The following is a 13,912-nucleotide window of genomic DNA, read 5'->3' as shown; positions in this document are numbered from 1 at the left end:
GCCATCGTAGTGAGCACTCGTTATCCCACTGGCGCAGTAGATTGGCCTTAAGTCCGACAGACTCCTAGTTTCCAATCATCTTGATTATCAAATCATAGCGTTTCAATTTATAATTAATTGATACCGTATGCATAATTTTTACAGGAAAGTCTCTATATTCAATAACATGATATTCGTTCCGGTACGCTACTTCAGTGCAAGGTATGGAATTTTGTTCTTTCAGATTCAACATCAGTCAATACACGTTAAATATATGAATAATCCTGTCGTTACTGCCACTACCGTATAGGAGATGATATGAATCAGCGTAATGATCAGCGTAGCAACAGATATAGAAGGTTAGATGATCATGAAGTCCGTAATAAAATGGAATTGCTCTCCGATCAGCTTCAAATTCAACAATTAGAACTGGAAGAATCGCGCAATCGCTATGCAGACCTCTACGATCATGCGCCAGTCGGTTATCTGACCGTAGATCAAACCGGAAACATCCTATCGATTAATCTAACCGGAGCCGCATTACTAAGAAAAGCGCGCCCATTCCTCATCGGCAAGCCATTCACAAGCTGTTTTCTAGATATCGATCATCAAGCCTTCCATCACTACCTGCAAGAAGTTTTCAATTCTTCCGGTAATGCTACGATTGATTTGAAAATCGGAGATACTCAGGATCCATTGAGCTTTATTCGTCTGGAAAGCACAGTGACCCATGATAAAAATATGTGTCGCATGATGATGTCGGACATCAGTCAACTCAGAAAAATGATTAATCTCAATCGTGACTTACTGAATGAAAATCGGCAACTCATGAAAGGATTATTCCGTGTTCAAGAAAAGGAGCGACGCATACTCGCTCGCGAATTGCATGACGAACTAGGACAATGGTTAACCGCCATTCGTGCAGAAAGTGAAGTCATTTTTAATTACGCCGAACAAGATTCAGCGATTTACACCAGCGCTCAGACTATTAAAGGGTGTACCGAAAAAATGCATCAAGTAATCCGTACCATGCTGCATCGATTGCGCCCCCCACTTCTTGATACGTTAGGATTACCCGACGCGCTATCCGAACTTAAAAAACAATGGAGTTCCCGTCATGCGCAAATAACGCTCGAATTAAAATTGGAAGGTAAGCTTGCAGCGCTTGATGAACAATATAACATTACGATATTTCGCCTTATTCAGGAGGGTCTCAATAATATTTACAAGCACTCGGAAGCCACCTGGACTCAAATCAGTTTAAGTCGTGAAACGATTGAAAATTCTGCGGATGATTTCTTGTTGCTCAAAATAGAGGATAATGGCAAAGGTTACGATACCAATCAGCAATTTACCGGATTAGGATTAGTAGGCATGCGTGAGCGGGTAATTGCGCTGGATGGTCGAATGACGGTACGTAGCACGCCCAACGAAGGCACAGAAATTAACATCAGATTACCTATAAAAATCTAGGCAAAATGACAAAACCCATTACCATTTTATTGATTGACGATCATCCTGTCGTACGTACCGGCTATCGCCGTTTGCTTGAAAGCACACCGGATATGAGTGTAGTGGCAGAAGCGGAAGGTGGCGCAGAAGGTTATCAATTATGGCAAGAGCATAAGCCTGATGTGATTATTCTTGATCTTAACATGCCCGGTGTTTGTGGATTTGAAACCATTCATCGCATCATAAGCAACGATCCTACCGCGCGTATTCTAGTCTTCAGCATGCTAAACAATGTCACGATGGTTCACCGCGCATTAAAAGCAGGTGCCATTGGATTTATCAGCAAACAAAGCGGAATTGGAGAAATGATTCATGCGGTGCGCCAAGTCAGTATGGGAAAAACCTATATTGAATCGGAGCTGGCTACAGCACTCGCAATGCATGCTACACGCAAAGAGAATTATGAAAATCCCTTTGATTTATTGACCAAACGTGAATTCCAAATAGTCAAACTAATCGTAGAGGGAAGTTCCAATATAGAAATTGCAGATAAAATCTCTATCAGTCCTAAAACTGTTAGCGTCCATTACCTCAATTTGATGCGGAAATTGGATTTACAAAATACCACACAACTGATTCGCTTAGCCATCAATCACAATATTATCGACGGATAGTCAGATCAAGTACGTCGTGTACTCAAAAATTAGAATATTGCATGACACTAAAACAAGCCCTGCCATCAAAACAGGGCTTGTTTTTTGAAAATTCAATCACAAACTTTTTTACTATTGCATTACTTGTTACGCAACGACTAAAGATTTGGAGAACACAGACTTAAAAGTCCACGTTCCCCCAATCCTCCCCCTCTTAACTCAATTAAGCAACCAAATCCGCTGCAGCGAATGCTGGCGCGCCTGTCAATTGAATCTGGAAGTCAGCAGCATTGCCATTAGCGCCGCCCACGTTCGCTTGAAATACACCCGTAGCACTCACGTAGCGTACTTGTCCAGCCGCACTAAAGGCAGCGCCACCAATAAAGGTGAAAGCATCGTTGCCGACGTTACCCACGATAGCATCAATTGCACTCAGATCGATCCTGTCAGTGCCACTTGTGAAGCCGGCAATACTGTCTCTACCTGCTGCACCCGGAGTGGATTGATTGATCGCGCTATAGTTGAAATCATCCGCTCCGTTACCACCTGTCAGCGAATCGGCGCCGATTCCACCAAACAGATCGTCATTACCATCGCCACCCGAGAGTACATTGTTGGCACCATTACCCGTTAGGATATTATTTGCATCATTACCCGTTCCATTGATTGCAGCCGCACCGGTGAGCTCAAGATTCTCAAGATTGGGGTTAGTTACTAACGTAAAGGTTATCGAACTACGAACGGTATCGATACCTCCGCCCGCCAATTCAGTAATCGAATCGAGAAGACTATCAACGACATAGATATCATCACCTGCACCACCGTCCATGGTGTCATTACCGGTACCGCCAGCCAATGTATCATTGCCGTCGTTACCTGTCAGCGTATCGTTACCGGCAGCGCCTGTCAGTACATTATTATTATTATTACCAATAAGAATATTGATCGCAGCATTACCCGTCGCGTTAATTGCATTTGCGCCCGTCAGCGTAATATTTTCAAGGTTAGGAGCAGCAGCGATTGTAAATGTCACCGAGCTTTCCACCGTGTCATTACCACTTCCAACGCCAGCGGCTTCGGTAATCGTGTCGGTAGTGGTATCAACCACAAAGGTGTCGTTCCCTGGACCACCAATTAATGCATCCACGCCACCCAAACCATCCAATCGATCATTACCACCCAAACCGATCAATGTGTCATTGTTGGCTGTACCCACCAAGTTGTCATCGCCGGCTGTACCAACGACTGCAACCCTATCAGTAAACTGCAACCGCTCGACGTTACGGATTGTATCGGAACCATCGTCGATGGCTACTACAGTAGGAGTAGCATGATCGACGAATATCGTGCCATCAGCACTGACAGTCACTACATAGTTAGCAAAAACATCCCGGAATACGGCCGTATCGACACTGGTACCAGCCGGTGCTGTCTCAATCTTACGAATAATTTTGAGTTGACTTGGATTGTAGGTTCCATTTTGCATTGCTGTCCTTAGTGCACTGGTCATACTGTCGAAAGATGCGATTTCGACAGTATCATCAGCAGCACTGCGCACACTAATCCGAGTGTTGAGCCAACGATCGCCATCAATGATGTCATCGCCACCACGACCTTCGATCAAGTCACTACCAGCACCGCCCAGCAAAATATTACCGGCACTGAATGTCGTCGCGCCACCCAATAAAGCACTCAATCCATCAATTAGCGCAATCCTGTCAGCAGCACTATGCCCGCCACCAGCCGGGTTATTGACATTATCCAGCGCATTATTTTGTCCTGTGAGCGGATTAACCAATTCTAACTCGACGCTCGTATTATCGTCACCGCGTACTTTGTCGTTAAGATTCCATCCTGATGCCGCTTCGACAAATGCAAAGCGGTCAAAGGTTTCCACAAACGGGCCTGGCAAAATACCTTTCGCCAAGTCAATATCAGCAGCGATGGTGCTACCCTTGGTGAAGATCCAGTCAAAGCCGCTGTCACCGTCATTCTTGTCCGGACCCGCCATGCCGTTCATAATGTCGTCACCACCCTCGCCGATGAATTCGTCGATGCCGCCATTGCCGAGGAAAACGTCATTGCCGCGGATTGGATCGCGCCCGAAAGGATCGAAATTATCGCCAGGAGAACCGTCAGCAGTTCCGGTTTGAATCCAGTCGTCACCTTCATTGCCTGCCATGGCTTCGTTAGGCGTATTGCCAAAGATAAAGTCATTACCTGGTCCGGCAAAAACCTCTGAAACATCGTTACCGGTGATAATGAAATCACTACCAGCGCCACCCAGAATCAAATTGAGACCGGGACCCGCGTTGATGACATCGTTACCGTCACCGCCCTTGACATTGTCATCGCCGAAGGAGTCGCTAATGATGTCGTCACCGTCACCACCGTTGAGCGAATCATTGCCGGCACCGCCTTCCAAGCGATCATTGCCGCCATCACCCCACAGCGTATCATCCCCTTCACTGGAGCGTATTTTGTTGGGACCGTCAGTACCGCCCATCACAATGTGCTGGTCACCCGTATAACGAATGGTATTGGTACCCAGCGTGGTGTCGCGAACCAAAGCAGGTTTATTCAATTGATTTTTCAACGTCGCTTCATTGTAAGGTGTGGCACCATCATCTTGAATCGGACCACTGATACCCAGATTACCCACTTCAAAGGTATATGTCGGTGTTGAGAAAATATCGAAAGGCAAATGTTTGACATCCGGCAGGTTACGCATCACCAATTCAGCGAACGAATTCTCTTCCAGCTGAACGAGAAAATCGAGTCCGGCATTACGGGCTAGATAATAGAGACGATCACCATCTTGCAGGTTTTCCAGTTGTGTTTCGAAGACGAAGTTGAAGGTGGTTCCTAATAATCCGCCAAATGGTGATTGTTTTTCAGCCAAACCACCAACCCAGAAATCAACGGCATCCAAACCGGTAGTAGTCGCTCCAGACGGCAAGTTCGCATACGTACCAAAGCTGTTTATGAAATCAACGGCATCAGGATCTGTGCCATTTTCTGCACCGTCCACCAGAGCCTGAGCTGCCGCGCGCTTGTCCGCCATTGTTGTTGCGCTGGTGATGCTAGGATGCGTACCATAGGCGGCGATAAAGTTGGTCAGCGACTCGGGGTGCTTGATATTCAATCCAAAGTCAGCCCAACTTTCGTAAGGCTGCAAAGTAGCGTTGTGTCCGGTATCTTCATAGAACATGTGACGCGCTTCATTGAGCGATGGAATGCCGACATCGCGGGCACGCGTCATGTTGATCGTGGGCAGGTCGAGTGGCAAGCCAACCAAGTTGTTGCGTAGAGCTTCAGTGACAAATTCGTCGATTTCATTGCCGACTTGTTTGGTCATACCCTTGACAACCGCACCGGCAGCTTCGATGCTGTTAGCGTAGCCTGCACCAAATTCGACCGGGTTTAAAAATGCCTGAATCAAACCGATGTCATTAGGCGTGCCATCCGGGTTGGTTCTGGCCACCGTTTCAGTCAACATCGAGTGTCCGAAGCGGTAAACCACGTGCGCAAACTCAGCCATAATGGCTGGATCAATCGTGCTGTTATAACCGACAAAAATATCTACATTAGGCTGTACCTTGCGCGCAAACTCTTCGAATACCAAGTGTTGATATTGCATCTCGGTCGCAAAGCGGGCTGCTTGGAACAGACGTTCACCGTTCCATGATCCATCCGGCAAGTGCCATTGTGCGATAAACGCCGGATCACCACTGCTCGTGACTAAAGCTTTAACTTCGTCAACCTTCCGATTGTGCTCGGCATGAAACACGGTATGTACCGTAGTCAGGCCAATATTTTCATTGCCACGGCCATCGCCGGTACTAAAGTGCACATCCAATAATTCATCGTCATATTGACCAGACGGCAATGGCGGCGCATTAGGATCATTAATGACACCGTCAGCGTCTGGTGTTTTCATCGTGCCGTTTGAATTGCGCGGTGCTGCCGAATGTGCGATGTCATCCAAAAAGGCATGACCGGTGCGGATCACGTTGGTTGGAATATTAACACCATCCCCGCCGTTGGCAGCAGGATTGCCTTCAAGAACATTGTCGTCAGGCGTATTCGCAACATTGTCAGCACCAACTCCGATAACTAACTGTGCAAAACCATTTGGACCAGGGATAAATTTGCCATAACTATCTGTTCTCAGCAAAGGCAAATTGGTCACATCGGCATCAGTAAGGTTGATACCCAGTTTCTGCTGCGCCTGCAATTTGATATCGGCCCAAGTAGCAAGCCCATCGTTAGTAGCGCTTCCCTCAAGCAATCTGCCGGTTGCAACCGGATCCCCCGCCGCATTGAACACATACTCGCGCAGGAAAACCTGGTGTGAAGGATGCGATGTATAGGTTTGGTTCTGGTCAACAAAAGGTGTGGTCTGATTGCGGTGCTCGTGGATATCGTCAGCGCTCTCGTCTAGCAATGGCGTTGAGGGATCATCACCAGTAATACCATCCGGGCCCGGTAAGTTAGTTGCGCGCGTCAGCGTCATAAAATTCGGAGCACCAGGCGTTGGATCGTACAGCGGATCGTCAGGTTGCAGTGGAACAAATACCGTACCACTTTGCCCTTTGTTAACGAGATCCAATCCGTGATCAAAGAATTGACCAAACAAGGTAAACCAGGAATTGTATGGCGCCGACAGCCCCACATCCGGCGTGACATTAGGAATAAAATAGGTTTGAAAGGGCGTGCCATCGAAGCGAATTCCATCAACCAACTCTGAGCCTGCTGTCTGGTCTGCAGCTGCTACTGCAGCTGGATTATTAACCGTCTGATCAACAATCAGGTTACTGATTGTGCGCGGTTGCGAATCGAACACCAACCCCTTGGTTTGATTGTAATCAGTGGCACTGCCTACCGGCTGTCCCGGGGTGCCAAATCCAGTGGGAACGGCTTCGCCGGTACGAAAAACTGGATCCAGCAAGCGTGGAAAAACTTGATCAGCCGCGCCGAACAAAGATTGATCTGGCTGCAGGTTATTATATGATCCGTTGACGTTGCGCAGACCGTGCGGCAGCAATGGACTGCTGATAAGCGACGGCAATGCATCAAAAGTGCCTCCTTGTTGCGCTAGAGAATCACTTTCAGAAATAAAAATTTGATCCAGTAAAAAATTCAGATCCGTTCTGCTGAAATTAGCCATTTTGTTTGCCTCGCAATATTTAATTATTTGAAGAGTATGAGTGTCGAGTTCTTATCTATTGGGCCCATTAATCAATCACATTAGCTAATCATTCAATAATGCTTTTGACGAGTTCCCTAATCTGCTACTTTTATTATTTAGAATTCCATTTTCAACCAAACGCATACACATATAATTTATATTTAATGCACCTATAATTTATATTTTATACACATATAATTCACATCTACTACACAGACACTTCACATTTAATACACATTAGCCAGGGATATAAATACGCAAAACGCTGGTTTTTATCTAAGTAATTACTTAGATAAACCTTAGGAATTCACTAGGTTTATGCCAGTTTGATGGGCAAATCAGCCTGAAAGATTCTTCATTAAGATACTATTATTCATACACTTGATAAATATATTGCGATAGCGGAATCAAGAATATTTACCACTATTTAAGTGATGTGAGAATTACCTGAGTAGTGACATTGCCAAATCGCTTTACTGAAAAAATCCCAGGCATGCCATTGAGTGCTGTGCAAAACTCCGACTATAAAGACCACTATTCCGCAATAAAAAATTGTGATTCTTTCCACAGCGCCAATCCAATATTAATTGCTGCAAATCACAATCAATACGTGACTAAGTAAATGCTTAGATAAAAACTAGCCATTACTTATTTATTTATCAGACTTACCTCTAGCATGATTACATTATTGGTTAGTGAATTCACCTAAACCAATGTATTGGAAGAAAGTACAAAACAACAAGCAAGTGACCATGTTGTGTGTGTTGTGTGAACTGTCAGGCAGACAGTTTAATTAATTTATAAAGAGGTGTAAGGGGATATCATGGAAAATACAAAGGACGATTTTACACAAGGTAGCATTCCCGATTGTTTGCAAGATAATGCTTCTGATGTGCCATCCAATGAATCAAGACGATCTTTCTTTAAAGCGACTGGTGCCACAATTCTGGCAGCACCCATAGTCTTAAGCTCGCCCAAAAGCATAGCGCAAGTAGTCCCAGTGCTGCCGCCCAGTCCGCCGACCACACCTTGGCTGGAAGAATTACCTGAAGCGGTTGAACCGGTGGCACAGACAGATCTTCTTACGGATCCCAATCGTATACCGCAAGGGGATGCGAATACTGCAATTGATGAGTGTCGGCGCGCTAGACACCAACGCTGGGACTATTTCTTTGGCAATCCGCAGCTTCAATTCGATCAAGCGGATACCTATGAATTAAGAGTCGAGGAGGTTACAGATCATGTCTTCCATCCGGATTATCCTCCTCAGCTTGTTTGGAACTATATAGGCAAGTTCGAAAATGGTGATCCTTATCCCAACCCTACATTCCATGCGCGCTATGGACGTCCGGTCATCGTTCGTTTATATAACGAATTACCCGAGAACCATGTGGGCTTCGGTACGCCGGAAATCAGCATGCATTTGCATAACCTACATACCCCCTCAGAGAGCGACGGTTTCCCTGGCGATTATTTCAGTGAGACAAAATCCGGACCAACACTCGGCGGGCCAGGCAAGTTCAAAGATCAGTTCTACCCTAATATCTATGCCGGTCTTGATGAGTTTCCCAAAGGCCCCAATAATCCTGTTGGGGGTGATAAGCGTGAAGCACTGGGCACCTTGTGGTATCACGACCATTGTTTGGATTTTACTGCGCCCAATGCAAGCCGCGGCCTGGCAGGATTCTACCTAATATATGACACTCTCGATTCGGGCGATGAACACGATCCCAATCCGGCCGCTTTGAGATTACCAAGCGGTCACTATGATTATCCGCTGGCGTTCCAGGACAAGCGCTTCGATGCAAATGGCATCCATATCTTCGATCAGCTTAGCCCAGAAGGCACATTCGGCGACAAAATCACGGTTAATGGCAAAATTGAGCCCGTGCTGAGAGTCGCCCGCCGTAAGTATCGCTTCCGCCTGCTGAATGCGGGACCAGATCGCTTTTATCAGTTTCATCTGGTCGATGAAGCAAATAAAGTGCAAAGTTTCACCTATATTTCCAATGACGGTAATCTTTTGCCCAAACCGCTGTTCAATCAGTTCAAAGTTCACTTGGGCGTGGCTGAGCGTGGTGATATTGTTGTAGATTTTTCCAAGTACGATCTGGGAACTGAGCTTTATCTCGCTAACCGGCTAGTGCAAACAGGTACACGCGGACCGGGCAACGTCAAAGCTCCCGGCATACGTGTGCTCAAGTTTATTGTCGACCGTGAGCCCAGTGAACCTGATGTCAGTCGAGTGCCGAGCACTTTACGTCCAATACGCCGACCAACTCTGGCAGAAATTGCGGCAGCTCCCGTTAGGACTTGGGTATTTGCGCGCAAAAATGGCATGTGGGCGATCAATGATCAGTTTGTCAACGTCAACGCCCCACGCGCTGAGATGACGGCAGGTAGTTCGGAAATATGGGAACTGCATAATCCATCCGGTGGCTGGAGTCATCCCGTTCATATCCACTTCGAAGAAGGTCATATCCTAAAAAGATCTAAAAATGGCATTGAAGTACCTGTGCCCGCGCACGAAAAAGGGCGTAAGGATGTCTACGTGCTGGGGCCGAATGAAACGGTAAGGTTGTTTATGCGCTTCCGAGATTTTCCTGGAAAGTATGTGATGCACTGCCACAATATGATCCACGAAGACCACGCCATGATGATACGTTGGGATATTGTATAGACTAAGAGGGAGTTATATATCATGAATAAAGAAAAAACTAATATGAATACGCGCAGAGAAATTCTGGCGGGCATGGGTTTGGCCACATTAGGTTTGATCGGCTTGAATGCCGCGTGGCAAGGACTGAGCAGCAAGATGCCTAGTAGTAGTGCTACCAACTGGAACGGAAGGGATATACTGAGCGACACGCCGCTTCCAAACGTAACACTCTATACACATGAAGGAGAAGCAGTCAGATTTTACGACGACCTGATTCGCGATAAAGTTGTCGCCATCAATATGATGTATGCCCAGTGCGCCGGCATCTGTCCGAAAGCGACAGCCAATCTGCTGCAAGTGCAGAACATGCTGGGCGAGCGTGTGGGACACGATGTCTTTATGTACTCCATCACCCTACAACCTGAACAGGATTCCCCCAAAAAACTCAAGCAATACACCGACCAGCATGGCATAAAATCTGGCTGGAAGTTTCTTACCGGCGCGCCGGAAGATATCGAATTGGTTCGCTTCCGACTCGGCTTCTTTGAACGTGAGATCGATCTTGATAAAGTGAAAGAAAATCATACTGGAATGGTGCGCATTGGTAACGCTGCACTCAATCGCTGGAGCATGGCACCCGCTTTGTCCGAACCGCAGCAGATCATGGCCACCATTAATCATCTCGATCCAAAGGTGGTACATACTTTCCATGAAAAGCATGGATAGGGAAGTTCTGAATAAGTCAAATACCGCTGGCAAAGCTGGCGGTATTTGACTGTAACGGCGGCATAGGCGACAAACAGATCAACAGCACAAAAACCAAAACCGTGCGGCAAAATCACAGGTAATCCAAAACGGCTTTGGTTGTTTTTTATTATTTCTTCGACTTTGCGTGATGAACTTCCGTTTCTTCAATGATTTGCGCATCTTCGATGATGATCGTTTGACCATCATCAGTTTGCCGTTTTGAATCATCGTGTTGTTGAGTCGCGCGTTCATATTTTCTGCGTAACCACCAGAACCGTACTCCAACTACCATAATTGCAACCGCGAGTAACGCCAGAAAGGCCGCAAAAAAGAAAATGCCGATCAGCACCAGCACAACCACAACCGGAATGAGCATTGCATAGGTAACCCATCGATTGACCGGAGAAATCGGTACCTGCTGATATTCTCCTGATTCATTCTGGCGGTATTCGGAAACCTTGCTGATAATAATTTTTCTCTGTTCATCGTTCATTGCATCAGCTCCTCTATGTCATCTATCTTTTTAGGTGCTGCCATGGTTAAAATTTCATGGCCTGCCGGAGTGACAATCACATCATCTTCAATTCGTACCCCAATATTCCAGAAATGTTCCGGAACATTATCCGCCGGGCGGATATAGCAACCCGGCTCAACGGTCAATACCATCCCTGCCTGCAATAAGCGCCATTCGCCTTTTTGCTTGTACTCACCGACATCATGCACGTCCATTCCCAACCAATGCCCGGTTCGGTGCATATAGAAACGTTTGTAATCTTCCGATTCCAGCACTGCATCCACACTGCCCTGACATAATCCCAGATCAATAAAACCTTGCGCCAATATATGTAGCGCCGCCTGATGCGGGTCGTTCCAACTATTTCCCGGTTGTACCTGAGCAATGGCCGCAAGCTGCGCAGCCAGAACCAGTTGATAAACATCTTTCTGCGCCGCGGTAAATTTGCCGTTCACCGGAAATGTTCGCGTAATATCTGAAGCATAACCGTCAAGTTCGCAACCTGCATCGATCAACAACAAATCGCCCGACTTCAGTTCAGCATTATTCTGCACATAATGTAACACACAGGCGTTGGCCCCTCCTGCCACAATGGAAGTATAGGCTGGTGCCTGTGCGCCGTGTCGGCAGAAGGTATAGAGCAATTCAGCTTCGATTTCATACTCACGCATGCCCGGACACGTTGTCTGCATCGCACGCTGATGCGCTTGTGTCGAGATATCTGCCGCTCGCTGCATTATTTGCAATTCATCCGTGTTTTTGATTAACCGCATTTCATCGAGCAGCGTGCGGCAATCGTGGATTTCTCCCGGTGCGGCCACGCCGGTGCGCGTTAGTTCACGCACCCGGTTTAACCAACCGACAATGCGTTGATCCCAGGCAGAATCGTGCCCGAATGCGGCATGAACGACAGGTTGATCAGCCAACAATTGAGGCAGTAATTCATCCAGTTTGGAAATCGGGTACGCCTCGTCAAAACCAAAAATATCTTTAGCGGCTGCCGGACCATAACGAAAACCATCCCATATCTCACGTTCCTGGTCTTTTTCATGGCAAAACAAAATATCTTTTGCCGGCGCTTTATCGCTGGCAGCAATAATCACCAACACGGCGCCGGGTTCACGAAAACCCGTCAAATAATAAAAATAGCTGTCAAACCGGTAAGGATAGTGCGCGTCACGATTGCGTACCTGTTCCGGAGCCGTTGGAATAATTGCGATACCGGATCGCATGTTAGCTGCCAGCAGCTGCCGACGTGCAATAAAGTGTTGGAATTGCGTCATAAGTACCTACCTGAAGTTTCTAAACTAATACAATGTTAGTATCATGGCGAGGATTTAAGTTGCTTATCCAGTAATTCAAGCCGCTCCGGCGTTCCCACATCGACCCATTGCCCGGAAAAGTACTCACCGCTCACTTTTCCCTCTTGCATCGCCTGTCGCAGTACGGGCGCCAGTTTTGCGGCCACGCCTGGTTTTATATCATTAAAAAGCGGTGGCCGGTAAATGCCGATGCCGCTAAAAGTCAGCTTGTCATTTCCTGTCAACATCACCCGATCCTCCTGCAACGCAAAATCACCTGCGGCATGATGCGCCGGATTGTCTACCAAAACCAGGTGCGCAAGCCACTGACCCATATTCGATCGCATCCTGTGCATGGTCGGTAACAACGATGCATAATCCATGTCACAATAAATATCCGCGTTGACAACCAGAAATGGCAGCGTATTGGATTCATCCGTCAGCAGTGGCAAAGCATTAACTATCCCCCCGGCGGTTTCCAGAACATTTTTTTCAGGTGAATATTGAATGTTAACACCATACCGCTCGCCATGACCCAATGCATTTTCGATCATCTCACCGAGATACGCATGGTTAATAACCATGTCGACAAACCCCGCATGTGCCAGATTTTTCAACTGATATTCGATCAATGCATAGTCACCCGCCTTCAACAATGGCTTGGGCACAGCATCCGTCAGCGGACGCATGCGTTCTCCGCGTCCGGCTGCGAGAATCATCGCTTTATAGGAAACACTACTAGAAGGTGTAGCCAATTTTTTGATCCGATTCAGCAGGATTCAGCTCATCCAACAAGTTAAGCAGCAAATGAAGTTCCCGATAGCGTTTACAAGTCTTACGCAAATATTCCATCACCAGCGGCATATCATTCAGATAATTCGCCTTACCATCGCGGTAATTCAGGCGGGCAAAAATCCCCAAAATCTTGATATGCCGCTGCACGCCCATCCATTCAAAATCCCGGTAAAATTCCGCGAAATCAGCAGATACCGGCAACCCGGCTTTGCGGGCTTTTTCCCAATAACGGATCGTCCAATCCAGGATATGCGCTTCATCCCATCGAATATACGCATCCTTGAATAACGACACCAAATCATACGTAATCGGGCCAACCACAGCATCCTGGAAATCGATAATGCCGGGATTGGGGGATGTCACCATCAGATTACGGGAATGATAGTCGCGATGCACCAAGACTCTGGGCTGTGCAAGATTGTTTTGTATAATTCGCGTAAAAATTAACTGCAGAACGGCTTGCTGTTTTTCCGATAAATCTTTCTGCAAATGTTGCGCGATATACCAATCCGGAAGCAAATTGAGTTCTCTTCGCAATAATGCCTCATCGTAATCGGGCAAACCTTCTACCTGCTGCGACAGTTGCAGCTTAATGAGCGCATCAATCGCATCGCCATAAAG

General features: G+C 46.8%; 9 protein-coding genes. 4 read left to right on the top strand and 5 right to left on the bottom strand.

All coding sequences use genetic code 11. The features are described from left to right. Positions 1–297: 297 nt before the first annotated feature. Both Q0K92_RS10310 and Q0K92_RS10305 read left to right on the top strand, forming a co-directional pair. The gene (locus Q0K92_RS10310; protein WP_297325720.1) at positions 298–1,452 is read left to right on the top strand and encodes a histidine kinase; all 1,155 of its coding nucleotides are present in this window, start codon (positions 298–300) and stop codon (positions 1,450–1,452) included. A 5-nt stretch (positions 1,453–1,457) separates the two neighbouring features. Next, positions 1,458–2,105: a response regulator transcription factor gene (locus tag Q0K92_RS10305; RefSeq protein WP_297325719.1), complete on the top strand. Its 648-nt coding sequence runs from the start codon at positions 1,458–1,460 to the stop codon at positions 2,103–2,105. Positions 2,106–2,307: 202 nt separating this feature from the next. On the opposite strand, the gene Q0K92_RS10300 is transcribed toward Q0K92_RS10305, so the two are convergent. Beyond that, complete coding sequence (locus Q0K92_RS10300) at positions 2,308–7,254, bottom strand: peroxidase family protein (protein ID WP_297325718.1); 4,947 nt, start codon at positions 7,252–7,254, stop codon at positions 2,308–2,310. 844 nt (positions 7,255–8,098) lie between these two features. Between Q0K92_RS10300 and Q0K92_RS10295 the strand changes: the two genes are divergently transcribed. Beyond that, entirely contained in the window at positions 8,099–9,955 is a 1,857-nt protein-coding gene (locus Q0K92_RS10295; RefSeq protein ID WP_297325717.1) for a multicopper oxidase domain-containing protein, read from the top strand. A 21-nt stretch (positions 9,956–9,976) separates the two neighbouring features. After that, a complete protein-coding gene (locus Q0K92_RS10290) occupies positions 9,977–10,660 on the top strand; it encodes an SCO family protein (protein ID WP_297325716.1) in 684 nt (227 codons plus the stop codon). 148 nt (positions 10,661–10,808) lie between these two features. Here the strand turns inward: Q0K92_RS10290 and Q0K92_RS10285 are convergent, their stop codons facing one another. From Q0K92_RS10285 to Q0K92_RS10270, 4 genes are all read right to left on the bottom strand, one after another. Next, positions 10,809–11,174 carry a hypothetical protein gene (locus tag Q0K92_RS10285; RefSeq protein ID WP_297325715.1) on the bottom strand — a complete coding sequence of 122 codons (366 nt, stop codon included), beginning with the start codon at positions 11,172–11,174 and terminating at the stop codon, positions 10,809–10,811. After that, entirely contained in the window at positions 11,171–12,478 is a 1,308-nt protein-coding gene (gene pepP, locus Q0K92_RS10280) for a Xaa-Pro aminopeptidase (protein ID WP_297325714.1), read from the bottom strand. Before pepP ends, Q0K92_RS10285 begins: the two co-directional genes overlap by 4 nt. Positions 12,479–12,519: 41 nt before the next feature. Next, positions 12,520–13,215, bottom strand: coding sequence for an N-acetylmuramate alpha-1-phosphate uridylyltransferase MurU (murU, locus tag Q0K92_RS10275; protein WP_297325728.1), 696 nt, complete (start codon positions 13,213–13,215; stop codon positions 12,520–12,522). Between the two features lie 19 nt (positions 13,216–13,234). Then, a partial coding sequence (locus Q0K92_RS10270; RefSeq protein ID WP_297325713.1) for a phosphotransferase occupies positions 13,235–13,912 on the bottom strand: 678 nt, incomplete at its 5' end.

Source organism: Nitrosomonas sp. (genome assembly GCF_024282095.1).
Classification (GTDB): domain Bacteria; phylum Pseudomonadota; class Gammaproteobacteria; order Burkholderiales; family Nitrosomonadaceae; genus Nitrosomonas.
Note: the sequence above shows the minus strand (reverse complement) of the source record. Positions and strands in the feature narration are given on the sequence as shown.